Genomic DNA, 25,101 nt, shown 5'->3' on the forward strand with positions numbered 1-25,101 from the left:
ATTCCGCTATACAGTAAGACCATGGCCAAGACCAAAAAAGAAATCATCCTAGACACCGCATTAAACCTCTTTGCTGAAAAAGGGTACGATGCCACTCCCACGAGCCAGATCGCCAAAGCTGCCGGCGTATCGGAAGGCCTTATATTTAAGCATTACATCAGCAAGGAGAACCTGCTGGAAGCGGTTGTGAAGGCCGGCTACAGGCGCATTACCGAGAGGAGCAAGAAATCGGTGGAGGAGAACGACCCCGCCAAGCTGATCAGTAACGTGCTGGACATGCCGCAGAAGCTGGTGGAGGACGAGCGTGATTTCTGGCGGATGCAGTTCCGCATGGTGGACGAGGAGGTGGCGCAGCGCCATCACCAGCGCTACCTTAACTCGGTGAAGGCAAAGCTGGTAGAGGCGTTCCGCAAGCTGGGCCATAAAGAGCCGGAACTGGAGACGGAGATCCTCATGCTGCTGGTGGAGGGCCTCTGGAGGGCCTACCTCACCCACGAGGACAAGACGCACTTCACCAAAATGCTGGACCTGACAAAGGCAAAGTTTATCAAACAGGGCTAACGTATACTTCAAGCATTGTTATAGAACAGAAGAGCCTCCCGGTTGCGCCGGGAGGCTCTTCTGTTAGTGTCTTGCAGTGGTGCTTAGCCTTTGTAGACGATGTTGAACTTCTTCAGCTCCTCCACGGGGCCAAAGTTTCTCTTCTCGATGGTTCTGCCGCGGCGCTTCAGGTGTACCTCCACCGGGGCCATGGTCCGGGTCATGTCGGAGTTGATCACTTTTACGTAAAATTTCCTGGCTTCTGCAGAGGCGCCCTTCTCAAAGGTGTGCTTTTGCTGGTTGCCATTTACCGGGTGCCCCGGGATTACCTGGTAAGAGGTGCAAACCACTTCATATTTAGGAAGAAATGGCTTGATGATGCTCGAAGATACTTTTCTAAGTAAGCTTTTCATATGGTGAACGATTAGGGGATACTTTTCTATAGCGCAATGTAGGGCTTTATTTGAAATTTCAAAGTATGGCACCTACAAAAAAGTGCAATTTAGTTCCTAACCATTCCGTTTTAAATTAGGTTCATCTTCGATGCAGACAATCGTAAAGAAAAACAGGACATGCCCCGGCAAGGCTGACGAGGCGTGTTGTGGGGCCGAAGAATAGTGCAACATGTATTATAACTATTTGAATATCAGGGCAGGTGCAGCGGTTACCTGTCGGCTGGCAGGGGCTTCAGGCCGCGCGTCATCTCGCGCTTGCCCGGAGGACCGGGGAGGGCCTCCACCACAAAGCCGGCGGCCTTCAGGCTGCGCTTAAACGAGCCTTTGGCGCAGTAGGTAACCAGAGTGCCACCCGGCCGGATGGCCTTGTACAGCTTCTCGAACATGGCGTCAGACCATAGCTCGGGCTGCTTTTCGGGGGCAAAGGCATCAAAGAACACCACATCGTAGTAGGAGTTCGGCGCCACATACTCCTCCAGCGACTCGTGCATCTTCTGCAGCGTAAAGTAGGGGATAATCTCGGCGGGCTCGTTCCAGGGGGCCGCGTGCAGCTTCAGGAAATACGCGTATAGCTCCGGGTTCAGGATGATGTTCTCGTAGTGCAGTTGCTGCACCACTTCCTCTGTTAGCGGGTACTTCTCCAGCGTGTCGTACTGGATAAAGGCCTTCCTGGCCAGCGCAGACGGGAAGGCAAGGATGGCGTTCAGGCCGGTGCCGAAACCCACTTCCAATATTTTCAGGTCCTTCTTCTGCTCCAGCGCATGCTCCAGGCCATGCTTTATGAACACATGCTGCGACTCCTGCAGGGCCCCGTGCACCGAGTGGTAGTGCTCGTTGAGTTCGGGCACGTAAAGGGTGTTGGAGCCGTCTTTCGTCTGTCTTATTTCGAGGTGCATGCTTTTTGTGTTACCTTGCAAAGGTACGCATTACTGCCGTGTGGCCGCAATATATCATAATCAGAATTTAGTAAAATTATATAAGCCGGGGCGGAAGTATAGGCTTTCAATTCCGGCAGCCCCTACCCTATGGCACGAGTAAAAGTAGACATCCCCGCCCATACCCATTTCACGGCCACCATTCCTGTGCGCGTAACCGACCTGAACTACGGCAACCACCTGGGCAACGATGCCCTGCTCTCCATTATGCACGAGGCGCGCATGCAGCTGCTCGGCCACTTCGGCTGGAGCGAATTAAGTATAGGAGGGGCAAGTATGATCATGGCCGATGTGGCGATAGCGTACAAAGGCGAGGGTTTTTACGGCGACGTGCTACGTATAAGTATGGCTTTCGACGACCTGCACAAGTATGGCTTCGACATCACCTACCACATCACGAACCAGAATGGCAAGGAAGTGGCCCGCGCCAAGACCGGCATGCTGTGCTTTAACTACCAGGAGCGCAAACTAATGCCCCTGCCCGCTGAAGTAAAGGCTAAGATTGAAACTAATTGCTAAAGGCGCGTAGCCCAAGCAATTAGTTTGCTCAACCACTTTTAGTTAGAGAAGGAATTAAGGAGTTAGCACATTTAAATTTGTATATATTTATATGTTTAACTTCTTGAGATGGAAAACACACGTGATTTTTTTGCTGGATACCAAAAGCAGCTAAGCGATGGGCTACTGAAAAGTAGTGAAGCTTTCGATAAGACATTGATTCTGATTTCTTCTGGTGCTCTAGCGCTGTCTATGGCATTCGTGGAGAAGCTTGGAGGTGAAGACCCTATTTACCCTAGCCTCTTGATTTTTGCATGGGCCTTTCTCGGTGCTACTCTATTACTGAGCCTTTCAGCTCACTTATATTCGCTTGAAGCTCATCGGAAGTCAATAAGCTCTATAGATACCATAATTGATCGTATGGATGTTGCGGCAAGTATGGGAGAAGCCACTGAGATAGAGGAAGCCGTTTCAATGTATGGAGGACATGTAGAGATGACTAGGAGGCTAGAGAGTAAAATGCACAGCTTTAACTATTTTGCTTATATTGCTATTTGTATAGGAATATTGCTACTCATCATATTTGCTTCACTTAATATAAAAACTAATGAATCAAATGGCCAAAGAACAGAGACCAGCCAATCCGCCCTCAAACCCAAACTCTCCAAACCCAGACACCAAAGGGATACCGTTACCACCTCCACCACGACTCCCTCAGCCTCCCAGCAACCCAAAGAAGTAAGTATAAAATCATCCAGATAAAGGAGCTACTTAAGATCTCCTGAAGTAAAGGCAAAGATTGAAACTAAAGCCGGATGATTTTTGTAATTTTGTGGTATGAATTTGATCGCAGATATTCCGGTTTTAACTAAGAAAGATATTCGTAAGATGTCGCTCGACGACCTGAAGGCCTGGCTCGTGGAGAACGGGGAGAAGCCTTTCCGGGCCAAGCAGGTATACGAGTGGCTCTGGAAGCATGCGGCCCAGTCGTTTGCGGAGATGAACAACGTAAGCCTGGCCCTGCGCGAGAAGCTGGAGCAACACTTTGCCATTAACGCCGTGCAGGTAGCCACCGAGCAGCTGAGCCAGGACGGCACCATCAAATCTGCCTTCAAACTCTACGACAGCAACATTGTGGAGGGCGTGCTGATTCCGCATGACGAGCGTAAAACGGCCTGCGTGAGCAGCCAGGTGGGTTGTTCGCTTACCTGCAAGTTCTGCGCCACCGGCTACATGGACCGCGTCCGCAACCTCGATGCCGCCGAGATCTACGACCAGGTGGTGCGCATCAACGAGCAAAGTATGCGGCAGTATGGCCAGCCGCTCACCAACATCGTGTACATGGGCATGGGCGAGCCGATGCTCAACTACGCCAACGTGATGAAAAGCATCGAGCGCATCACCGCGCACGACGGCCTGGGCATGGCCGCCCGCCGTATTACGGTGAGCACGGCCGGTATTGCCAAGATGATCAAGAAAATGGCCGATGATGGCGTAAAAGCTAACCTGGCCCTCTCGCTGCACGCGGCCAACGACGAGAAGCGTAACCAGATCATGCCCATCAACGAGACCAACTCGCTGGAGGCCCTGAAGGACGCCCTGAAGCACTACCACCAGGTAACCGGCCGCAAGGTAACCTACGAGTACATCGTATTCGATAACTTCAACGACACGCTGCAGGATGCCGAGGAACTGCTGCGCTTCTCCAAGATCATTCCCTGCAAGATCAACCTGATCGAGTATAACCCGATCGAGAACGCCGATTTCGTAAACACCGACGACGACCGCCTGCAAGCGTTTATCTACTACCTGGCCGACCGTGGTCTGCAGGTAAACGTGCGCCGCAGCCGTGGCAAGGACATCGACGCGGCCTGCGGCCAGCTGGCTGTAAAGGAAAAGCAGCCGGTGTAAAGTATAAACATCAGTCAAAGTATAAACCCGGTTTCTGCGCATACTTGCAGAAGCCGGGTTTATACTTTATAGCAGTACCTGGGTGGTTATACTTCCGTTGGCTTGTAACTCGTGTCTTTTACTTCTAAATCATACTTTATACTTTGGCTATACTTTATACTTTCCTGGCGCAAGCGTCCGCTTGTGCCTTTTTATACTTGAGCCATACTTTCCCTGAGCCGCTGCTTCCCGTAACTTGATCCAAGCTATACTTACTAGCTTCCGCTGATCCTCAGTCTTACAAACCTAAAGTTTCATTTCTGGCTTTGGCTCCCTCCAGCCCGGGAGGGCTCGTTTTCCCGCTTGGCGCTGGGAGCTTTTCCTGCCCTCGTGCCTCGGGCTGCCTCACTCCGTTCGTCACCGGAAAAACTCGCATAAGAGGGCCCCTACCCCCGGCGCCTCACAGAAAAACTGGGTATCAGTTCGATAGCTACGGCTAATATTGTCATCTCGACCTATGGGAGAGACCTCTATAGAATTCCCGATAGATCTCTCGCGCTGCTCGAGATGACAATGTAATAAAGTATAGCAAGTATAAATTCCCCTCCTCGGAGGGGCTAGGGGTGGGTTCATACTTTGTAGGGGCAGGTCGCGACCTGTCCGCGCAAGAACAGCAGCTATGCAACTCATACTTCAACAGAAGTAATTACAGACTCCCCTCCTTGGCTAAGGAGAGGCAGGGGTGGTTGCAACCGGCACTGCAGGCAATCACTTGAGGCAAAGGCGATGCATTTACGGCAGCTCCTTATCGAACAACTAATAACTAACAACTAATAACGAATATCACCCCTCAAACCTGCCCTCGGCCTTTGGCCTGCCGGTGCCCCTGCGCTCTTCGCGCCTGTCCACCACCTCACGCTCCTCTACAAACACGGCATGTGCCTTTGGCGTGATACGCTGGCCATACTTATGGGCATACTGCTGCGTGAACTCGGCCCCGAAGAACACGATCATGGAGGAGTAGTAGATCCAGACAAGTATAAGTATGATGGAGCCCGCCGCACCGTAGGCCGAGCCGGGGTCGGAGGTGCCGATGTACCAGCTGATGAGGAACTTGCCGACGGTGAAAAGTACGGCCGTGATCAGCGCCCCGATCAGTGTGTCCTTCCAGCGGATGTTGGCATCCGGCAGGTACTTCAGGATGAGCGCGAACAGCAGGGTGATCAAACCGATGGAGATGATAAAATCGAGCGCCTTGATTACCCAGTAGCCGACGCCGGGCAGCATGTCGGAAATGTAGCCGCTCAGCACCGAGATAGCCGCACTGATGACGAAGGAGATAAGCATGAGTAGCGAGATGCTCAGGATCAGCCCGAAGGAGAAAACGCGCTCTTTTGCCATGCGCAGGATGCCGCTGGTGGGCTTCACCTTCAGGTTCCAGACGCTGTTGAGCGACTGCTGCAGCGTGACAAAGAAGGTGGTGGAGGCAAACACCAGCGTGCCGATGCCCACCCACATGGCCCAACCCGTGGACTCCTGCGTGCTGGCATTCTGCACCATGTTCTCTACTTCGGAGGCGGCATCATGGCTGATGGCCGTGGACACCTGCGCCTCCAGCTGGCCCGATACGGCCTCCTCGCCGAAGAAAAAACCGGCCGCCTTGATGATGATGAGCAGCAGCGGCGGGATAGAGAAAATAGCGTTAAAAGCCAGTGCCGCCGCCAGCCGCAGGGAGTTGGCCTCGAGAAAACCGTCCACGGAGGACTTCAGCAGCTGGAAAATTCCTGATAAAGTATACTTGGGCATAGGGCTTGTCGTCAGTTTCTGTTGTGGCTTTAACCTACGCAGCACGCCCGTAATGGGTTGAAGAGCGCCCGCCCACAGCGCCGCGGCAGCATCCTGCGCGGGTATAATTCCGTACATGGGAGCGAACGTAACGTATAGCCCGATGCCGCTAAGAATTCCCCTCCAACCGCTGTTCCTGTTTCTCTGCCTGCTACTATCGGGCTGCGCCCAAAGTCCCGGCGATAAAGCCAAAAGTATAGCCCGGGAGGTGATGGAAAACATGGGCGGAGAAAAGGGCTGGAACGACACCCGCTACCTTGCCTGGACCTTCAACGACCAGTACCAGGTATGGGACAAACACCAGAATCGCTTCCGGTGGGAGCAGGACAGCCTCGTGGCCATCATCAACACCGACACCAAGGACGGGAAAGTATACGTGGACGGCCAGGAGCTGCAGGACCCGGAGGAGAAACAGAAGCTGCTGGAGCGTGCCTACGCCCTCTGGATAAATAATTCCTACTGGCTCGTGATGCCCTTTAAGCTGCTGGACCCCGGCGTAACGCTACGGTATGTGGGCGAGGAGCAAACCATGGACGGCGCCCCGGCCGATGTGCTGGAGATGACCTTTGCGCAGGTGGGCCTCACGCCGCAGAACAAGTATAAACTATGGATGGATAAGGAGCAGGGGCTGGTAACGCAGTGGGCCTTCTTCCGAAGCGCAGAGGATGCCGAGCCCTCCTTTACCCGTCGCTGGGGCGATTACAAAGATTACGGAAGTATAAAACTGGCCTCCGACCGCAGCAACTCCCAGGGCGATTTCAAACTGACCGACATAGCCGCCCCAGCCGAGGTGCCGGACAACGTGTTCAACAGCCCCACGCCTATCGAGAAACTTTGAGGATAAGGGCGTATCACGTAGCACGACTCCATTCAAAAAATCATGCTACCTGATACGTGCTACGTGATACGCAGCTACAGCTTATCTATCGTGGCGGTTAGCGTGCCTCTGGCGTTTACCACGGCTTTGATGCCCTCCTGTGTCAGGTACAGGTTATCCGGGGCGATGTGGTTTATACTTCCGCGCAGCAGCACCGACTCGTGCACACGGCCCTGTTTATCCAGCGTGGCCTGCAGCATGCTGCGGGCATTCTCCAGCTCGTGCTGCACCGGTATGCTTACCTGCTGCTGTATCATCTCCTCAAACTTGTTCTGGGCCAGCCAGCTGGCGGTGCTCAGTATCCTGTCTTTCGTGTCGAGGTCGTAGGTTACGTCGCGTACGCGGATGGAGGCGGTTTCGGCGTCGTAGTAGGGTGTGCCGCGCAGGTATACCTTGCCTTCTATCTTTTTGGTGAAGATGCCGGCCCTGGTCTTGCCGTTCACGTCGAGCATCAGCACCAGCTGGTAGCCGCCGGGCGTTATGGCCGCTTCGTTCACTGTTATCTCGCTCTTGCCCCCGTCGAACGTATAGGTTTGTTTGGCCACCTGCTCCTGCAGCATTTTGCTGGCGCGGGCGTACGGTATGCTGGCCGTCAGGCCTATCTGCACGTCGTCGCTCATGCGGCTGTCCACGATCAGTTTGGGCAGGAGCTTGTTTACCTGCACCTGCGGCTTGCCGTCGGTGGTGACGGTGATGTAGGAGGTGATGCCAAGGCGGGTGTTCAGGGTGCCGTTGTGGCCTTGCAGCGGCGCCATGCGTATCTCCTGCGGTACTACGGTAAGCCAGGCGTTCAGGTCGTTGTTCAGCATCACGGGCTGCTGCAGCTGCTGCCATGCCTCGGCGATGTACTTTTTCACGTCCAGGCGGTTCTGCAGTTCCTTGTCCAGCTGCCTGGAGATGTTGCTCATCTGCTGGCGCAGCGCCGGCTCCACAAAGCGGGCCAGGCCGATGCGCAGCGGCCCCAGCTCGATCACAGGCTTGGTGGCGCCCCACTCAAAGTCGCCGCTGGTAATCGTGTTGATCCTGTAATCCTCGGTCAGCCCTATCTTGCTTTCGGTGTTGATGATCATGTCGAAGGTGGTGTCCTCGGTCTTGTCGATGGAAGGACAGATCTTGCACGGGTCCCATTTCCAGCGACCTTTGGCATAGACGCGCAGCGGCACCGAGAAGTATACTTTGTCCTTGTCGGCGCGCATGCGCAGGTTGCCGTTCCGGGCCACAGTTATGGCCAGGTTGTCGTCCTGCAGGTTGGTGTCTTTGTAGAGGATGTCGGCGATCTCCTGGTTCAGCCGGCCCTCCAGGGCAGCCACGGAGATGGACACGGGCACGGTAACCGACGAAAGTTGCGGCCTGTACACAGGAACCGCCGCGGCAGTGGCGGCAGGAGCAGCCGGGTCGAGTTGCTCGGTGCTGGAGCAGCCGGGCAGGGCAAAGCCCGAGGCCACGAGCAGAAGCAGTACGGGCAGTGTGCGGAAAGTCTTTAGGATCACGTTTTAGCTGTTTAAAAAAGCGGCGCAAGGTAGCACAGGTTTTCCTTAACAGCTACAGGGCAAAGGTCGTTCCGAAAAAATAGATAGGTCAGGAAAGTTGCAGCAGCTTTTGCAGCATCTCGCGCAGCTCTTCCTCGGTGGCGGCAATGCCGCAGTCGGCCAGGGTGCCGTTGTGGTAGGTGGCAAAAAACGGCGTTCCCTTCATCCTCACCTCCCGGCTCGATACGGGGTTCTCCTTCGCATCCATCCGCAGGAACGAAACCGGACTATACATAGGCTCCTCGGCGATCTTTCTGTACTTGGGCTCCATCAGCTTGCACACCGGGCAGTCCTTATCCGTAAATTTCACAATTACCTTATCCCGCTCGAATATTATTTTCCTTAGCTCGTCGTCGTTTGATTCTGTTACCATCCTGGTTTGTTTTCTTCAGTGGCGCCACTGGTTAGAGAAGTATGGACGTGCTTTTAAGAATATGGGTTAGAATAGATATTCAGGGGCAGGCAAGTATGGCATAGTGTACTATTTCTGCAGCTTCCACCTTTTATACTTCACCTCAGCCTGATGCAGCGCCTGTGCCAGCTCCTTATCATTTTTATACTGTAGCTGCGTCAGCACCCTATACTCCACCTGCACCTCAAACTCTTTTTGCGCGAAAGGCCAGGGTTCCACGTGTACCGCCCTGGTTTGCACCTGCTTCACAAAGTATGGTTTCCCATCGGGGCCGGTGGTTATCTCCAGTGCGCGTTCATCGGCAGGAAGTTCGTTGCGGCAAAGTATAAGCGAGAGGCGGTCGCACCACTGCATGAGGGCGTATGCCTGGGCAGCTTGTTTTTGAGAGATGCCCAGACTTTTGAGGCAACTTTTCTGCAGTTCCTGCTGCTCGTCCAGGAAGGAGTCGGTGGCTTTGCGCTCGCCGCGCCGACCCTCGTAGAGGTAGCTCATGTGCAGGGAGGTGAGCAGCGCCACCCAGCGCCCCTGGAAGCGCACAGCATGCATCAGCGCCCTGGCCTGCGCCAGGGTGTTGGGCTGCAGCATGAAATCGGCGGGAGCGCCGGCAGGTGTCAGCCCGTCCTTGCCGCGCCAGGTGCGCTGGCGGTTGTCGTGGTTGGCGATGGCCACCAGGGTCTCCACCCAGTGCGCGCACTGCAGCTCCGGCCTTAGCCGGTAAGCCAGCTCGGCGGCCAGTATGCCGTGCGCCTGCTGGTAAATCACCTCCCAGCCCTCAGGTATCTGGTTTACGATCATAGACCAAGGTTTACGGGATTTAAGGATGACCAGGATGTTGCTAGGGACAGAATAGTGGGGTATCCTACCTTGGGTTTGCCTCAGAACTGCGCTTTCACCACATATCTCTCCTAGCCCTTCCCTAAAAGCAGGCGAGGGAGCTCTGCACCCGAGTTAGCTGAAGTATAAATTTCATGGCAGCTGACATAGAGCGGACAGGTCGCGACCTGTCCCTACAAGTATGAACCCACCCCTGGCCCCTACAGGGAGGGGAGTTATATACGTTCTGTAGCAAAGACTTTAGCTATCGAATCTGATCCCAGTTCTTGGGTTGAGCGCCTATGCGAGTTTTTCCGGTGCCCGTAAGGGCATTGCGACGTAGGAGCAAAGGAAAAGCTCCCAGCGCGATGCCTGAGAGAGTTTACCCCGATGCATATCGGGGAGCCCTCTCGGGCTTGAGAGCTCCAATGTCAGAGATGAAACTGTAGATGAGTAAGTCTGGAGGATCAGCGGCAGCTAGTAAGAATAGCTTGGTTCCAGTTGCGGAAAGCAGTGGCTATGGGAGTATAAAATATAGTCCAAGTATAAAGTATGGCTTACGCGGATTAGGAAATCCGCAGCAGAGAGGTTCCGGACAAGGATGTCCGGAACAGCAAGTATAAAAAGGCACAAGCGGACGCTTGCGCCAGCGAAAGCCAAACCCATACAAAAGAAAAGGCGATGCTGCTGCACCGCCTTCTCCTGTGGTTTGTACTTTCAGGGCCAAGTTTATACTGCCTGCTCCTGCTTCATCTTTTTCAGGTTCACCAGCATGTCCCCGGTCATGGCGTCCAGGTCATAGGTTGGTGTCCAGCCCCAGTCCTGCTGGGCGGCGCTGTCGTCTATACTTTGCGGCCACGAGTCGGCGATCTGCTGGCGCGAGTCGGGTTTGTAGGTGATCTCAAACCCAGGGATGTGCTTTTTAATAGCGGTGGCGACCTCTTTCGGGGAGAAGCTCATGGCGCTCAGGTTGTAGGAGTCGCGCACTTTTATACTTTCTGCCGGGGCGTGCATCAGGTCCAGGGTGGCTTTCAGGGCGTCCGGCATGTACATCATCGGCAGGTAGGTGTCCTCGCCAAGGAAGCATTCATACTTGCCGCTCTCCAGCGCCTGGTGGTAAATATCCACGGCGTAATCAGTGGTGCCGCCGCCGGGCAGGGCCTTGTAGCCGATCAGGCCGGGGTAGCGGAGGCTGCGCACGTCCAGGCCATACTTCTGGAAGTAGTACTCGCACCAGCGCTCGCCGGCCTGCTTGCTGATGCCGTACACGGTATTCGGGTCCATCACGGTTTGCTGCGGGGTGTGCTGGCGCGGCGTGCTCGGCCCGAACACAGCGATGGAGCTGGGCCAGTACACACGTTCCACTTTCTGCTTCAGGGCCAGGTCCAGCACGTTAAAGAGGCCGTCCATGTTCAGCTTCCAGGCAAACTTGGGGTTCTTCTCGCCGGTGGCCGAGAGCACGGCCGCCAGGTGGTAAATATGCTTGAATTTATACTTCGAGGCGAGCCCGGCCAGCACGTTGGAGTCCAGCACATCCACCTTCTCAAAAGGGCCTGATTCGCGCAAATCGGCTTGCTTGGGTGCCGAAATGTCTGCCGCCACCACGTTTGCATCCCCGTACATCCTGCGTAGCTCCATCGTTAGTTCAGAGCCCAGCTGCCCGCAGGCACCAATCACTAATACCGTGTCACTTGTGTTTGCCATAGCGAATTTAAAAATCTATGCACAAAGTAACCGAATTCAGTAGAATCCTGAAAGTATACTTACCAAGAAAGCTTTTGCGGGCAGCAAGTATAAAACAAAGAAGCCGCAGACTCTGGGTCCGCGGCCTCTCCTCAACCTAATCTTAACTAACTTTTATTTCACCTTGGCAACAAAGGTAAGCCAGCTTTAGGGCGGGTGAAAGGGGCCGGGGCAGACTTAACGATTAGATAACCCCGCGTAAAGTATGGGTAACCTTTGCCCGGCGCGGCAAGCGGATTTTCTTATATTTGTAGGGATGCCGGCACAAAGCAGCGCACAGGTAGCCAATTTGAGCCCGAAAACGTAACTTGCGCACAGAAGGCCTGCAACGTATGACATTTGAGGAGTTCCTGGTTAAGAAGCGGATAAGCAAGCCGGCCTTTGAGGCGGCTGATCCGGGGCGCTTTGCGGCCTGGCAGGAGATGTACGCCCAAATGCACCCGAACAGCTTCCTGGTGCAGGTGAAGATGGTGCTGAACGATGTGCGCCTGCGCTACCACCTGGCCGAGGCAGACATCCCTAGGCCGGAGCCAGTCGCTGCTGCCCGTCCGGCCGCCGTGCGCAGGGCCATGGCGCCCAAACCGGCTGCCGAAGAAGCCGCGGCTTCCGAAGAAAGTATGCCAAAACCAAGGCCGGTGGTGCGCCGACCTGCCGCTGTGCAAAAGCCTGCGGAGGGTGAATCCTCCGTAAAGCCGGCAGCAGCAGGAGCAGAAGAAGCTAAACCTGTGGCACGCCCAAGGCCAGTGGTTAAACGGCCGGTTATACCGAAGCCTGCGGATACAGAAAGTATAGAGAAGCCGGAAACCGCTGAGGCTGCGAAACCGGCTGCACGCCCGCGGCCAGTGATAAAGCGCCCGGTGGCGCTGCAGCAACCGGACGAGGGAAATGCTGCCACTGCATCAGAAGAAAGTATAAAACCAACGGCAGCGGAAACGGAGGTGCCTAAACCGCCCAGGCCGCGCCCGGTGATGAAAAGGCCGACGACCTTGCAACAGCCGCAGGAGGAGCCGAAGCCTGAAGAAACACCGGCGCCGCCAACCGTGGAGTCAGCTCCAAAGCCGCCACGCCCGAGGCCGGTGATCAGGCGGCCGGTAGCGCTGCAGCAGCCAGAAGAAGAGGCGCCGAAGGAGGAGCAACGTAAACCGGAGGCACCTGCACCTGCCGGCGAAGATACACCAAAACCTCTGCGCCCACGACCGGTGATCAAACGACCGGTAGCGCTGCAAAAACCGACTATGGAGGCATCAGAAGCAGAAAGTACAAGTATAAATCCGCCTGAAAAAGAGGCAGAGCAGCCGCAGGAAGAGGAGCAGCCAAAGCCCCCGAGGCCACGGCCCGTCATGCGCAGGCCGCCGGCAAAGCCCGATGAGACCGGCGACGCCACCGGCCTGTAGATCATACTTTCAGAATAGCGAACAACGAGCAACGAATAACGATAAACGAAACTATGTACGAGACCTTAAAACCAGACTTAGAACAGCAGCTTGCCGAGATAAAGGAGGCAGGATTGTATAAGCAGGAGCGTATCATCACCACGCCGCAGGGCGCTGACATCGATACCACGCAAATGCACCACGTGCTTAACTTCTGCGCCAACAACTACCTGGGCCTGTCGGCGCACCCCAAGGTGGTGGAGGCGGCCAAGCACGCCATCGACACACACGGCTACGGCATGAGCTCGGTACGCTTTATCTGCGGCACCCAGGACATCCATAAAGAGCTGGAGCGTAAGATATCCGAGTTCCTCGGCACCGAGGACACCATTCTTTACGCCGCCGCCTTCGACGCCAACGGCGGGGTATTCGAGCCTTTGTTTGATGCCGAATCGGCCATCATCTCCGATGCCCTGAACCATGCCTCGATCATCGACGGGGTGCGTCTGTGCAAGGCGCAGCGTTTCCGCTACGAGCACAACAACATGGCCGACCTGGAGGCGAAACTACAGGAGGCTGTTGCTGCCAATACCAAGCACCGCATCATCGTGACGGACGGTTCCTTCTCCATGGATGGCACGGTAGCCCAGCTGGATAAGATCGTGGCGCTGGCCGATAAGTATAATGCCCTGATCATGGTGGATGATTCCCACTCGACCGGTTTCATGGGCAAGACTGGCCGCGGTGTGCACGAGTACCACAACGTGATGGGCAAGGTCGATATCATCACGGGCACCTTGGGTAAAGCCCTGGGCGGCGCGATGGGCGGCTTCACGTCAGGCCACAAGGAGATCATCGACATGCTGCGCCAGCGCTCGCGCCCGTACCTGTTCTCTAACTCGCTGGCCCCGTCAATCGTGGGTGCCTCCATTGCGGTGCTGGACATGCTGCGCTCTACCACCGAGCTGCGCGACAAGCTGGAGTGGAACACCAAGTATTTCCGGGAGGAGATCACGGCGGCCGGTTTCGACATTAAGCCAGGCGACCACCCGATTGTGCCGGTGATGCTCTACGATGCCCCGCTGGCGCAGGAGTTCGCCGCCCGCATGCTGGACAAAGGCATTTACGTGATAGGCTTTTACTACCCGGTGGTGCCGAAAGGCCAGGCCCGCATCCGGGTGCAGCTGTCGGCCGTGCACGACAAGGAGCACATCGACAAGTGTATCGCCGCTTTCGTGGAAGTGGGCAGAGAACTGGGCGTGATTAAGTAAGTATAAACCCATTCTCAAAGTATAGAAAAGCCACTCCTGCCATGGGAGTGGCTTTATTTTTTTATACCTTGTACCGAACTCAGGACACATCAGAAGTATGAATAACATCAGGATAAAGCCGGGGCAGGTGTTGGTAGGGACAGTTTTGTCGTGGATGGTGATCTCGTTTCTGGCCTATACCACGGCGGGGCTGCGCGGGGAGGCCGACATTGTGTACACGCTGCTGCAGATCGCCTTCTACTTCGCGCTGCTGCTGTCGGTGGAGGCGTACCTGAGCATGCTGCTGAACCCGCAGTGGACCCGCGTAAACCTGGGCACCATCCTGCTGCTGCTGGCGCCGGCGCTGCTGTACCTGGTGTGGTTTGTAAGCGAAATCCTGTTTTAGCCCATGGAGCTGCTCGCACGTAACCCCGAAATTTTCCTGCTGGTCACGCTGAACTACCTGCTGGTGGCCGTGGCCCTTATCCACCTCATCTTCAAGTCTGATTACCCGGTAGGCTCCCGCCTTATCTGGATGGCTATACTTTGGCTGGTGCCGGCGCTCGGCATTGCCGCCTATTGGCTGGTGTGGTACCGGCGGGAGGGCAGACTGTAAAGTATGAGTTGGGGGAGTTTGGGAGTTATAGAGACGCTATACGTTGCGCCTTTACAGTTAGAAAGTTAGAAGGTTAAAAAGTTAGAAAGTATAAATGCCTGGCGCCTGTATCAAACCGGTGGCGCGCAGTAGGCGGCGAGTCTTTAGACTCGCTTGTGCTTGCTGCATCAGGGCCTGCCACTCTTTATACTTACACGCTGCTACCGCCTGTTCTGGTTTGTTCGGGAGCTTCGATAAACTCTTCTCTATAAAGTATAAAGCATATCTACACTGTGGTGCTAACCGGCTTCTCGGAGGGGGCCACGGCTGGCTTCTGGTCGGTGTCGAACAGGAACTGGTTGAGCTTGACGCGCAGGTCGGCGGAGGAAAGGTTGCGGTAAGCCTCACCGTTACGCACCAGAGCAATCTGCCCCGTTTCCTCAGATACCACCAGCACAATGCTGTCGGTGATCTCGGTAAGCCCGATGGCGGCGCGGTGGCGCAGGCCCATGGAGGCCGGGATCTCCTGGTTTTCTGAAACGGGAAGGATACAGCGGGCGGCTTTGATGCGGTTACCTGAGATGATAACGGCGCCGTCGTGCAGCGGGCTATGCTTGTTAAAGATGGAGAGGAGGAGGCGCTTCGATATCACGGCATCAATCAAATCACCCGACTCGGCGTAGTATTTCAGCTCAGAGCTTTTGGCAAACACGATGAGGGCGCCGGTGTTCTTGCCTGCCAGCGATTTGGCGGCCTCGATGAACGGCGTCAGGCTCAGTTTTTCGCTCTGCTCGCGGCGCCAGGCAAAGCCCCAGAAACGGTCGTGGTTAAGGGAGGTGGTTTTGCCGATCAGCAGCAGGAAGCGCCGTATCTCGGGCTGGAAAAGTATGATGGCGGCCAGCACGCCCACGCCCATGAACTGCCCCAGTATAATGGTGAGCAGCTCCATGCCCGCGGCACGCACCACCAAGTATAAAAGGTATACCGACAGCAGGCCCAGGAAGATCTTCAGCGCCACGCTGCCCGTCAGGAGCTTGTACAACTGGTACAGCAGCGCCGTAACGAGCAGGATGTCGATTATCTCGGTCCATCCGATCTCTAAAAACCCTATGCTGAATAAAAAAATCAAAGTTTAGTCTTTTCTAAAAGTATGATAGTTTGCTTAGCCTCTTTTACGTCGTGCACCCGCAAAATGTCGGCACCCTTCATCAACGCCACCGTATTCACAGCTATTGTGCCCGTCAGGGCATCGGCCTGGTGTATGCCCAGCGACTTGTAAACCATGGACTTGCGCGAGAGCCCGGCCAGTACAGGCAGGCCTAAGATACGGAAATCCTCCATGTGGCGCAGCAGCTCAAAGTTTTGCTCCACGGTTTTAGCAAACCCGAAGCCCGGGTCCAGAATCACGTCCTTTACGCCGAGTTCCTGCAGTCTGGCGAGTTGCACCCGCAGCTCGTCCAGCACGTCTACCACCAGGTTGTCATACTTTGTAAGGCTTGCCATGGTCTGTGGAGTTCCCCGCATGTGCATTAAGATGTAAGGCACTTGCAGCCGGGCAATGGTCCCGAACATGGAATCGTCCAATAAGCCGCCGCCAACGTCGTTGATGATGTGCGCTCCGACGGTTATACTTGCCTCGGCCACATCGGCCCGAAACGTATCTACGGAAATAATGGCCTCCGGAAAGCTGTGGTGTATGGCCTCAATGGCTGGCAGAATGCGGTCCTGTTCTTCCTGCGAAGAAACCTCGGCCGCGCCGGGGCGGGTGCTGTAGCCGCCAATATCCAGTATGTCAGCGCCATCGGCCAGCATTTGTTCTGCCTTGCGCACGGCCTCTTCGGCGGAGCGCAGGCGGCTGCCCGGGAAAAAGGAGTCGGGGGTAAGGTTGAGGATGCCCATCACGAGCGGCACCTCCAGCGAGAGCAGCTTTCCGCGACAGTTTAGTGTGGATTTTTTCTTAAAAAGCGTATCTTTCGCTTCCAATGTTGGCATCTGGGTCAATTATTTTTAAAATTAAAGCTAAAAAGTTGATTAGTCAAACACTGCAGGAATATAATCAGGTAGTACAGCGCTGCAAGGATACCTTCGTGAAGAAGACCAAGGATTACGGCACCGCCTGGCGTGTGCTGCGGCTGCCTTCCATCACCGATCAGATTTTCATCAAGGCCCAGCGCATCCGCTCCATCCAGGAAAAGGGCAAGCAGCTGGTGGCCGACGATATCAACGGCGAGTTTGTGGGCATCATCAACTATAGCGTGATCGCGCTGATGCAACTCAACCTGCCTGCCGACGCCCCGCTGAGCCTATCAGCCGAGGAGGTGGAGCGGGAATATAGCCACCACATTGAGGAGAACATCCAGCTGCTGAACGCCAAGAACCACGACTACGGCGAGGCCTGGCGCGACATGCGCGTAAGCTCCATCACCGATATTATCCTGATGAAGCTCTACCGCACCAAGCAGATAGAAGATAACGAGGGGCAGACGCTGATCTCGGAGGGCGTGGAGGCCAACTACCGCGACATGATCAACTACGCTGTGTTTGCGCTCATCAAGTCGGGCTTTGCGGAGAAGGTCAACTAAGGTACGGGCTGCAAGCACGCACCAGCAGTGGGAATGGGTACAGGTAAAAACTCTTAAACTCCCAAACTTTTTAACTTTCTAACTCTTTAACTTTCTAACTCCCAAGGTTGATGAAGTTCATAAGTAATATTTTCTGGCTGTTTGTGGCCGTGCTGTTCATATTCTCAGGTCTGATCAAGATAAACGACCCGGTGGGCACGGCGATTAAGCTGGAGGAGTATTTCGAGGTATTCTCGACTGACATTGCCCCGTTTTTCAAGAGCCTCGAGCCCTACTCGCTGTTTCTGTCCATCTTCCTGAGCGCAGCCGAGATCGTGCTGGGCGTGGCGCTGCTGGTGCGCTTCAAACTTAAGGCGGTGCTGTGGCTGCTGCTCGTCATGATCGTGTTCTTCACCTTCCTTACCTTCTACTCGGCCTACTTTAACAAGGTAACCGACTGCGGCTGCTTCGGCGACGCCATTAAGCTTACACCCTGGGAGTCGTTCACGAAGGATATCGTCTTGCTGGTGATGATCGTGGTGCTGCTGTTCACGCAACAGTACCTGCAGCCGTTCTTGCGCGCCTCTTCAGGGGCCATTATCACCATTATCACGGCGGCGCTGTCGGTGGCGGTGGGCTGGTACGCCTACGAGCACCTGCCCTACATCGACTTTAGAGCCTATAAGGTAAGCAACAACATCCCGACACTTATGAAACCGTCGGAGCCGCTGCGCTACAAGTACATCATGACCAAAAACGGGCAGGACGAGGAGTTTGAGGACTACCCGATGGATACCACCTATACGTACAAAGCGATGGTGGCCATCAACCCGGAGGCCGGGCCCAAAATCACCGACTTCAACGTTTGGAACGACGAGGGCGACCATACGCAGGAAGTGCTCACGGGCAAGAAACTGCTGATCATCGTGCAGCGCGTGGACAAGACCCAGCAGGAGAACATGGGCGACATAAACAAACTGGTGAAGGCGGCCGAGGCAGCGGGCATTACGCCGTTGGTGGTAACCAGCAACAGCGCTGCTGACTTCGAGAAATTCCGCCACGAGGTGAACCTGGCGGTGCCCTACTACTTCGGCGACGACACCGTGCTCAAGACCATCATCCGCTCCAGCCCGGGCCTGGTGCTGCTGCAGGACGGCACCGTGAAAGGCAAATGGCACCACAACGATACGCCGGATATTGAGGAGGTAAAGGAGTTGGTTTCGACGGATGAGATATAGGCTGGTTCTTGTTGTGCTTATACTTACGTTGGCTTCCTGTAGAGAGGAGAGTGTAACGTATGAAGGATGCGAGTACGAAACGAGCGACCCGCAGCTACAAGTCTACAATGACCTGCTCATTGAGCTGGTAGAAAACGAATTCTATTACCTGTACCTCGGAGAGAAGGCGGAAGAGCTGAAAGATGTGTTAGATAAACTTAATGACCCGGATTCTGTAGCTGCCTTTAATGCGAGCAATGCGAGACTGCAGGAGCTGAAGCAAGAGGTGGCAAACGATACGTCAGGGCTTAAGACGATCTATATTAGCTACAAGAATCATCATAAATATGTGTTCGATGAGTTTAATGCTGGGCTTTGGGAAAGGCAGTGGGCAGACAGTCCTATAAGGCAGATGTTGAGAAAGTATGATGCGGACAGTAGCACTGTGTTTTTGCGTCTGCATGATCCTCAACTAGAGTATAGCGCTTCTGATTTTCAGGCCTGTACTTTCAAAATCGGTTCTTTAGAGGGCGCTGAGTTAATTTGGGAACTGGAACCTGAGCAGCAACAGGATGCCATCGGGCAGGTCAGCTTTTCCGAAATTCAATGGAATAAGCAGCGGAACAAAGGAGTTTTGTACTACGAGTTCATCTGTGGCACAAAGTGCGGAAAGGGAGAATTGATAGAGTTTGAGAACATGAATGGGCGCTGGAGGATATCTGAGCGTACGATGCTATGGATCTCTTAGCTACAGCTGCGTTTACTGTTAGCATCACAATCTATACTTAAAACCAATGCGGATCTTCCTGATAGGCATGATGGGCAGTGGCAAGACCACGCTGGGCCGGCAACTGGCCGGGCAGCTCGGCTATACGTTCGTGGACCTGGACGAGTACCTGGTGCAGCGCCAGGGACAAAGTATAAACCAGATCTTCGAGCAGTACGGGCAGGAGCATTTCCGGAAGCTGGAGCGGCAGGCGCTGGAGGAGGTGGTGCAAAAGTATGATAAGGCCGTGATCTCTACCGGAGGCGGGGCCCCCTGCTTTTTTAATAACATCGAATACATCAACCAACACGGTACGAGTTTCTACCTGGATGTGCCGGTAGAGCAGCTGGCGCATAGGTTGTTAGCCCACGGGCTGCAGGAGCGCCCGCTGCTGACGGGCAAAAGCCCCGCAGAATTAAATCTATACCTCACCGAAACATTAACCCACCGAAAGCAGTTCTACGAACGCGCAACGTATACTTTGGCCGGCGCCAACACCGCTGCCCAAAGCCTGCTGCGCCTGCTCAACCAATAGCAGATACACTTCGTTAATAGCATTACACGTGTAGCCTGTAGCCCGTTCGGGCAGACTTTAAAATATTAAGTAGTTTTGCAGCGTTAACTGATACAGCAAAATCTAACTATGAAACCTAATCACAAAGGAAGCGCACAGCTTTTCAAGAACCCGATTCTGGAGAAGATGACCAGAACGCACATTGCCGTACCCATTACCATTTTCCTGGTTATCGCCACAGGCCTGATCTACTATGGCATCACCCACGGCTTTATCAGCATTTTTGAGGCAATCGGTTTCTTTTTCTTGGGCTGGTTTATTTTTACGCTGCTCGAGTACCTGGCGCACCGCTACGTGTTCCACATGGACACCGACACGCCGCTGAAGGCCCGCCTGCAGTACCTGTTCCACGGCAACCACCACGAGTACCCGAAAGACAAGAAGCGCCTGGCTATGCCGCCGGTAGTTAGTATACTTTATGCCTCCGCTTTCTTCTTTATCTTTAAGGTGATCTTCGGCACGTTTGTGTTTGGCGTGGTGGCCGGCATGCTCTTTGGCTACGCCATGTACCTGCTGGTGCACTACGTGGTGCACGCGTACCCGCCGCCGAAGAACTTCCTGAAGCAGCTCTGGATCAACCACAGCATCCACCACTACAAAGACCCCGAGGCCGCCTTTGGCGTGTCAATGCCGCTCTGGGACTACATCCTGGGCACCATGCCGAAGCGAGCTAACAAATAAGGCCAGCAAAGTATAAAACGCAGAAAAGGAGCCCTTTGAGGGGGCTCCTTTTCGTTTGTGTGGCATTTACCTGGTTTACCTTCTGAACTTGCGGAAGAGCCAGGTGATCAGCAGCACGATCAGCACGATAATGACCAGCGCTGTCCACATGCCGGCCTCAAAAATGTCTCCTATCACCTCGCAGCTGCTCATGGTAAAGGTTAGCAGCACGAGCACTGCCATCAGGTATGGTCTTATATTTTTCATAGTTTTATACTTTAGTGCATGCGCTGGCCTTATGCAAGTATGGCAATACTACGGCCAGGGCTAAATATATGATAGTATCGCCATCTATAACTACTGTAAATCAGCGGAAAAGGTTAGCAGGGGAGCAGCGGCGCAAGTATAAATAAGAACAGGCACCCGGTTTTCGGGTGCCTGTTCTTATTTATACTTGTAAGGGTAACTTAGTTCTGCTGGCCTGTCTTCCACTCGTTGTAAGCCGTAACAACAGCCGGAATCTCCAGAATCTCAAACTCCTTATTCTCTATTCTGGCGGCCAGCTCGGGGTAGTCGGCAAAGTACTCGCCAGCCAGTTTACGGAACGTCCTGTTGACGTTGATGCCGATGGCGCCGGAGCTGAAGTACATGCCTACCATGCTGGCCCCCGCCTCATCGGTGCGCTTTGTGAAAAAGCTGATGTCGTCCACATTGTGGTTAAAGCCGCTGCGCTGGAAGCTCATCCTGGAGCCCTTCGCGTAAAGCGAAACCGGCCCTTCCATCAGCTTCTGCGCCCAGGTTGGCTCTTTTCTTTTTTTGCCGTTAAACATCAGGTACACCGGTTCATACGCTGCCGAGTCCAGGGTGAAATAGATCCTGCTCAGTTCGCTGCTGCTGATCTTCTCGTTTTTAGAGCCCGCCTCGGCTGCCCTGTACATAATGCTTTTCTCGCCAACCGATGATGCCTTCACCAAACCTGTCAGTTCCTTGCCATCGGCGAACAGCACGTTGGCCTGCTGGAAATCCTGTGCAAAAACGATGGTGCCGCAAAACAGCAAGACAAGTGTAAAGAGTGTTTTCATATTAGTATGGTTTAAGGATTGATGATGGATTCAAATATATTAATTAAGTTATATATAGTATTGTGCCGGTGCGGGATTTTTTTCGCGAACTATACTTTAAAGCCCGTGTTAGTCCTGTGCGCCTGGCACCATGTTTATACTTGCAGCCTGTGGAGGCTTGGCGGGTTTTATACTTTATACTGATGTGCGGTTGCGGCTGCAGGAAGCGGCGGCGGATGGGGCGTAAAGTATAGGAACCGGTCCAAGAAATAATCCCTTGCCTACGTGATGCAATTGATTCTGAACCTTGTAGCTTTGTAATGTGAAAAGCCCTGTAAGATACATTCTGCTGCTCTTCTCCGCTGTGCTTGCTTTTGCCGGCCCCAGCGTGGGCAGTAGCGGGAGCGCATTTTATTCGTTGCCGCAGGCTGTAGAGGGGGAGTATTCCCCGGAAAGCTTGTCAGGCAACGAGCTGCACAAGTATGTGGGGCTGCAGCGGGCAGAGGAGCAGCTACATGTTCTGAACAGCTTTCCGGCCCCGCCTTCCAGAAGCCACATCGGCGGCCTTGCTGCCAACCCGTATGCCTTTGAGTTAAGGGTGCAGGCCATTGCCTCGCGGTATATCCTGTACGCAAAGTGCATTCAGCGGAGCCTGACCATCGGCGACATCATCTTCCCCTCCCACTATTTCTGGTAATCCGTTTTATATTTCCTGACCTGGGCTGAGTGCGCCTCAGCCAGTTTAAGCCGTACGGGCGCCAGCAAAAACTTGCTGCGTGCGCCGCTATGGCATGTTTTGCCAGTAAAGAAATATCAAAATGGATTTAACAACAATAGTAATAGCATGCCTTGCCCTGGTGGTTTTTATTGTACCGATCATGTATCTCCAGCGCAACCAGAAACAGAAAACCGGGGAGGCCTCGGCTGAGTTCCTGGCCCTGGCCGAGCAGCAGCAGGCAAGGCTTACAAAGCATGAGCTCTGGAACGACCGCTACGCCATAGGCCTCGACGAGGGGCAGAAAAAACTGCTCTATTTAAGGAAGGATGATGTGCAGGAGCAAAAGCTGTTCTTACACCTGGCTGACTTTAAAAAGAGCACAGTAAGCAGCGAGAGCAGGGACGTGAACGGAACCAAGGTATTCGACCTGATCGAGCTTCGGCTTGCGCCGCGGAACCCAAAGCACGCCGAAGTGCGCCTGGAGTTCTATAACAAAGAGGTAAGCATCATGCTAAGCGGTGAGATGCTGCTCGCCCAGAAGTGGAGCAGCCTAATCAGTGCAAGTATAGCGGAGGCTTCCCCGGCTGGCGCAGCCTCTGAGAAGGTTGTTTCAGCTTAGCTTAAAGCTTAAGCCATACTTTGGAAAGGACCGGGAGACATGCTTCCGGTCCTTTTCTATTGCGGGCATTTGTATCTCAGCCCTTAAAAATAAAGACTCAAATTGATCTTTAAATAATCTAAATATAAGTATGTTTCGTATAGCTTTTAATATCATTTAGCCTGGATATTACTACTGTTCACCTCCTATTGGTAAAGTCAGCGAGCTATGCAAGAGAATATTGTCAGCCACGTAGGCCCTAAGACACTAAGGGCATCCGGCGTAGAAGTTATAACTGGCGAAAGTGTGCTTAGGCTCCTGTCAGACGATGCGTTTTTATCCGGCTGGACGGGCCTGTACGACGCCTGCCCATGGGCCACGGTTTTTCAGAGCAAGGAGTTCGTGAGCGTGTGGTATAAAGTGTACGGGCAGAAACACATGCCAATCGTGGTAAAAGAGGAACACAATGGCCGGCTTACTGGCCTTCTAACGCTGGCCAGAGATGTAAGAGGCCTGGGTATCACGGCTGCAGGGGGGTGGAACGCCTATTACCATACCTGGCTCGTGGCGGCTGATGACGATGACAGGTTTATCAGAAGGGCACTGGCTGAAGTAAGAAAGCTGTTCCCAAAACAGAAGATCACGCTCAAGTATATTCCGCCCAACACGCCGCTCGGATGGTTACAAACAGATGCCCACTGGGCCGCCCGCCACGTAAGCCGTCCGTTCCTGCGCCCCGTCATATATTTCAACGACCCGGATATAGCCAGGTTCTTTGGCAGGAAACGCTTCAAGGAGGCCCGCAACCGTTTAAAGAGGCAGGGCGATCTGGTTTATAGCCAGGTCACAGACTTCGACACCTTTGTTTCCGTGTTCGATGAGCTTGCCGAGCAGTATGACTTCCGGAAGGGTGCCACGTTGGGCAAAGCGCCTTTCAGGAAGAACCCGCTAAAGAAAGAGTTTCTTCTCTCGCTCTTCAAGGAAAACATACTGCATGTAAGCCTGCTGCGCCTAAACGGTAAGATCATCGCATCTCTTATTGCTACCGAAGGCAAGAACAAATGGGTGCATGGGGCAGGTATCAATACGCATCACCCCCGGTACTCCAGAGCTTCGCCCGGATACGTGAGCATGATGATGCTAGGGCAGCAACTCCTCGGGGAGGGCTACCAAGCTTTTGACTTGACTCCCGGGGGCCATGATTACAAAGAGGGTCTGGCTAATGCGCATGACCAGCTATACGAGCTGACTATTATGGACAGATGGGCCGCTTTCTCTACCAAACTTATCAACAGGCATGTCCGGAATAGGGGCAAACTTTTACTCGCTGGGGCAGGCATTACCTCTACGCATGTAAAAAGAGACATAAAGAACTGGTTGAGAAATAGTCAGGAAAAATTAAGGCTGGTGCAGAAAGGCCAGGTTAAGGCTGCGCTGAAGTATAAAGGTGGTAGCCACGCCAAGAGGCATGAGATGGAATTATTTGAAATTGATCTGGCAGATTTGCATAACGGCGGTGCTATACCCTTAGGGATTAATAAGTTGCGCGACCTGCTTGAGTATGATGCCGGAAGAGGGCGTGTTTCTTTCGGGAAGTTCATCCACGATAGCTCGCGGCGTTTTGAAGGTGGAGAGAAATGCTTTACCTGGGTAAAGGAGGGGCGGTTAATGGCCTGTGTCTGGCAACTGCCAGCTGCTAAAAATAATGGGGAAAAGGCAGGCTTGCCCAAAGCAGCTGTTGTGCTCGATGGCCTTTACTGTCACGGAATGGAGCAAGCGGGCGTGGTTGCTTTTTTATCAGCCGTATCAACGCAGGTTGTGGAGGAAGGAGGGGTTGAAGCGGTTTATGTATCTGTCATCGCCGCTGATAAATCTGTAAGCGCTGCGCTGAAGCAGACAGGTTTCTCTAAGGTTTCGGGTAATCCCAGCCAGATGCAGCTGTAAGTATAAAGTTACTTATCAGGATGCAAGGTTCAAAAAATATCACAGATGCCACTGCCTGGTCCTAAAGAAGTGATACAGCCAGACGGGTGCGGGTGAAAAACAAAAAAGCCACCCATTTCTGAGTGGCTTTTGCTCCCCCTCCTGGGCTCGAACCAGGGACCCCCTGATTAACAGTCAGGTGCTCTAACCGACTGAGCTAAGGAGGAATTTCGACAGTATCAAGAGCGGTCTCCCGCCGTTTGATGAT

General features: G+C 54.0%; 28 protein-coding genes and 1 tRNA gene. 17 read left to right on the forward strand and 12 right to left on the reverse strand.

What is annotated here, in order from left to right; translation table 11 throughout:
* Positions 1–21: 21 nt before the first annotated feature.
* Positions 22–561 carry a TetR/AcrR family transcriptional regulator gene (locus tag A3841_RS07170; RefSeq protein WP_073851618.1) on the forward strand — a complete coding sequence of 180 codons (540 nt, stop codon included), beginning with the start codon at positions 22–24 and terminating at the stop codon, positions 559–561.
* Positions 562–644: 83 nt separating this feature from the next.
* Here the strand turns inward: A3841_RS07170 and A3841_RS07175 are convergent, their stop codons facing one another.
* Together A3841_RS07175 and mnmD are read right to left on the reverse strand one after the other, a co-directional pair.
* Entirely contained in the window at positions 645–953 is a 309-nt protein-coding gene (locus A3841_RS07175) for a hypothetical protein (protein ID WP_073851619.1), read from the reverse strand.
* Positions 954–1,204: 251 nt separating this feature from the next.
* Entirely contained in the window at positions 1,205–1,891 is a 687-nt protein-coding gene (mnmD, locus tag A3841_RS07180) for a tRNA (5-methylaminomethyl-2-thiouridine)(34)-methyltransferase MnmD (RefSeq protein ID WP_073851886.1), read from the reverse strand.
* 129 nt (positions 1,892–2,020) lie between these two features.
* On the opposite strand from mnmD, the gene A3841_RS07185 reads away from it, so the two are divergent.
* The 3 genes from A3841_RS07185 to rlmN all read left to right on the forward strand — a co-directional run bounded on the left by A3841_RS07185 (position 2,021) and on the right by rlmN (position 4,339).
* Entirely contained in the window at positions 2,021–2,449 is a 429-nt protein-coding gene (locus A3841_RS07185) for an acyl-CoA thioesterase (RefSeq protein ID WP_073851620.1), read from the forward strand.
* A gap of 108 nt (positions 2,450–2,557) precedes the next feature.
* Positions 2,558–3,190 carry a hypothetical protein gene (locus tag A3841_RS07190; RefSeq protein ID WP_073851621.1) on the forward strand — a complete coding sequence of 211 codons (633 nt, stop codon included), beginning with the start codon at positions 2,558–2,560 and terminating at the stop codon, positions 3,188–3,190.
* A gap of 75 nt (positions 3,191–3,265) precedes the next feature.
* Positions 3,266–4,339, forward strand: a complete 1,074-nt coding sequence (gene rlmN / locus A3841_RS07195) for a 23S rRNA (adenine(2503)-C(2))-methyltransferase RlmN (protein ID WP_073851622.1) — start codon at positions 3,266–3,268, stop codon at positions 4,337–4,339.
* 822 nt (positions 4,340–5,161) lie between these two features.
* Here rlmN and A3841_RS07200 read toward each other — a convergent pair.
* Entirely contained in the window at positions 5,162–6,241 is a 1,080-nt protein-coding gene (locus A3841_RS07200; RefSeq protein ID WP_235861320.1) for a YihY/virulence factor BrkB family protein, read from the reverse strand.
* Between A3841_RS07200 and A3841_RS07205 the strand changes: the two genes are divergently transcribed.
* Positions 6,240–7,001 (forward strand): hypothetical protein, encoded by a 762-nt coding sequence (locus A3841_RS07205; RefSeq protein WP_083610249.1) that lies wholly within the window; start codon positions 6,240–6,242, stop codon positions 6,999–7,001. The genes A3841_RS07200 and A3841_RS07205 overlap by 2 nt on opposite strands.
* Before the next feature lie 74 nt (positions 7,002–7,075).
* Here the strand turns inward: A3841_RS07205 and A3841_RS07210 are convergent, their stop codons facing one another.
* The 4 genes from A3841_RS07210 to A3841_RS07225 form a co-directional block, all read right to left on the reverse strand.
* The gene (locus tag A3841_RS07210) at positions 7,076–8,530 is read right to left on the reverse strand and encodes a DUF4403 family protein (RefSeq protein ID WP_083610250.1); all 1,455 of its coding nucleotides are present in this window, start codon (positions 8,528–8,530) and stop codon (positions 7,076–7,078) included.
* Positions 8,531–8,618: 88 nt separating this feature from the next.
* The gene (locus tag A3841_RS07215; protein ID WP_073851623.1) at positions 8,619–8,942 is read right to left on the reverse strand and encodes a thioredoxin family protein; all 324 of its coding nucleotides are present in this window, start codon (positions 8,940–8,942) and stop codon (positions 8,619–8,621) included.
* Positions 8,943–9,050: 108 nt separating this feature from the next.
* Positions 9,051–9,776 (reverse strand): DUF3891 family protein, encoded by a 726-nt coding sequence (locus tag A3841_RS07220; protein ID WP_073851624.1) that lies wholly within the window; start codon positions 9,774–9,776, stop codon positions 9,051–9,053.
* A gap of 747 nt (positions 9,777–10,523) precedes the next feature.
* Positions 10,524–11,498, reverse strand: coding sequence for an NAD-dependent epimerase/dehydratase family protein (locus A3841_RS07225; RefSeq protein WP_073851625.1), 975 nt, complete (start codon positions 11,496–11,498; stop codon positions 10,524–10,526).
* A 371-nt stretch (positions 11,499–11,869) separates the two neighbouring features.
* Here A3841_RS07225 and A3841_RS07230 point away from each other — a divergent pair, with 371 nt between their 5' ends.
* The 4 genes from A3841_RS07230 (at position 11,870) to A3841_RS07245 (ending at position 14,776) form a co-directional block, all read left to right on the forward strand.
* Positions 11,870–12,931, forward strand: a complete 1,062-nt coding sequence (locus A3841_RS07230) for a hypothetical protein (RefSeq protein ID WP_073851626.1) — start codon at positions 11,870–11,872, stop codon at positions 12,929–12,931.
* Positions 12,932–12,984: 53 nt separating this feature from the next.
* Positions 12,985–14,181, forward strand: coding sequence for a glycine C-acetyltransferase (gene kbl, locus A3841_RS07235; RefSeq protein WP_073851627.1), 1,197 nt, complete (start codon positions 12,985–12,987; stop codon positions 14,179–14,181).
* Between the two features lie 97 nt (positions 14,182–14,278).
* Entirely contained in the window at positions 14,279–14,566 is a 288-nt protein-coding gene (locus A3841_RS07240; protein WP_073851628.1) for a hypothetical protein, read from the forward strand.
* Positions 14,567–14,569: 3 nt separating this feature from the next.
* Positions 14,570–14,776 carry a PLDc N-terminal domain-containing protein gene (locus A3841_RS07245; RefSeq protein WP_073851629.1) on the forward strand — a complete coding sequence of 69 codons (207 nt, stop codon included), beginning with the start codon at positions 14,570–14,572 and terminating at the stop codon, positions 14,774–14,776.
* A 265-nt stretch (positions 14,777–15,041) separates the two neighbouring features.
* On the opposite strand, the gene cdaA is transcribed toward A3841_RS07245, so the two are convergent.
* Positions 15,042–15,884: a diadenylate cyclase CdaA gene (cdaA, locus tag A3841_RS07250; protein ID WP_073851630.1), complete on the reverse strand. Its 843-nt coding sequence runs from the start codon at positions 15,882–15,884 to the stop codon at positions 15,042–15,044.
* Entirely contained in the window at positions 15,881–16,747 is an 867-nt protein-coding gene (gene folP, locus A3841_RS07255) for a dihydropteroate synthase (RefSeq protein WP_073851631.1), read from the reverse strand. Before folP ends, cdaA begins: the two co-directional genes overlap by 4 nt.
* Before the next feature lie 35 nt (positions 16,748–16,782).
* On the opposite strand from folP, the gene A3841_RS07260 reads away from it, so the two are divergent.
* The 5 genes from A3841_RS07260 (at position 16,783) to A3841_RS07280 (ending at position 20,554) form a co-directional block, all read left to right on the forward strand.
* Positions 16,783–17,337, forward strand: coding sequence for a DUF1599 domain-containing protein (locus A3841_RS07260; protein ID WP_073851632.1), 555 nt, complete (start codon positions 16,783–16,785; stop codon positions 17,335–17,337).
* 110 nt (positions 17,338–17,447) lie between these two features.
* Positions 17,448–18,554, forward strand: coding sequence for a BT_3928 family protein (locus A3841_RS07265; RefSeq protein WP_073851633.1), 1,107 nt, complete (start codon positions 17,448–17,450; stop codon positions 18,552–18,554).
* A gap of 28 nt (positions 18,555–18,582) precedes the next feature.
* A complete protein-coding gene (locus A3841_RS07270) occupies positions 18,583–19,281 on the forward strand; it encodes a hypothetical protein (protein WP_073851634.1) in 699 nt (232 codons plus the stop codon).
* A 46-nt stretch (positions 19,282–19,327) separates the two neighbouring features.
* Positions 19,328–19,834: a shikimate kinase gene (locus A3841_RS07275; RefSeq protein ID WP_073851635.1), complete on the forward strand. Its 507-nt coding sequence runs from the start codon at positions 19,328–19,330 to the stop codon at positions 19,832–19,834.
* 108 nt (positions 19,835–19,942) lie between these two features.
* Positions 19,943–20,554, forward strand: coding sequence for a sterol desaturase family protein (locus A3841_RS07280; RefSeq protein WP_073851636.1), 612 nt, complete (start codon positions 19,943–19,945; stop codon positions 20,552–20,554).
* A gap of 75 nt (positions 20,555–20,629) precedes the next feature.
* Here A3841_RS07280 and A3841_RS20260 read toward each other — a convergent pair whose 3' ends face one another.
* Both A3841_RS20260 and A3841_RS07285 read right to left on the reverse strand, forming a co-directional pair.
* Positions 20,630–20,800 (reverse strand): hypothetical protein, encoded by a 171-nt coding sequence (locus A3841_RS20260; RefSeq protein ID WP_170866157.1) that lies wholly within the window; start codon positions 20,798–20,800, stop codon positions 20,630–20,632.
* Between the two features lie 200 nt (positions 20,801–21,000).
* Complete coding sequence (locus tag A3841_RS07285) at positions 21,001–21,615, reverse strand: hypothetical protein (RefSeq protein ID WP_073851637.1); 615 nt, start codon at positions 21,613–21,615, stop codon at positions 21,001–21,003.
* A 301-nt stretch (positions 21,616–21,916) separates the two neighbouring features.
* On the opposite strand from A3841_RS07285, the gene A3841_RS07290 reads away from it, so the two are divergent.
* From A3841_RS07290 to A3841_RS07300, 3 genes are all read left to right on the forward strand, one after another.
* Positions 21,917–22,291 (forward strand): hypothetical protein, encoded by a 375-nt coding sequence (locus A3841_RS07290; RefSeq protein WP_073851638.1) that lies wholly within the window; start codon positions 21,917–21,919, stop codon positions 22,289–22,291.
* A 121-nt stretch (positions 22,292–22,412) separates the two neighbouring features.
* On the forward strand, positions 22,413–22,931 hold the full coding sequence (locus A3841_RS07295) for a hypothetical protein (protein WP_073851639.1): 519 nt from the start codon (positions 22,413–22,415) through the stop codon (positions 22,929–22,931).
* A 207-nt stretch (positions 22,932–23,138) separates the two neighbouring features.
* Positions 23,139–24,854 (forward strand): GNAT family N-acetyltransferase, encoded by a 1,716-nt coding sequence (locus tag A3841_RS07300; RefSeq protein ID WP_073851640.1) that lies wholly within the window; start codon positions 23,139–23,141, stop codon positions 24,852–24,854.
* A gap of 132 nt (positions 24,855–24,986) precedes the next feature.
* Here the strand turns inward: A3841_RS07300 and A3841_RS07305 are convergent.
* Positions 24,987–25,060 (reverse strand) — tRNA-Asn (locus tag A3841_RS07305).
* Positions 25,061–25,101: the final 41 nt, after the last annotated feature.

The organism is Pontibacter flavimaris (assembly GCF_001907195.1).
Taxonomy (GTDB): Bacteria; Bacteroidota; Bacteroidia; order Cytophagales; family Hymenobacteraceae; genus Pontibacter; species Pontibacter flavimaris.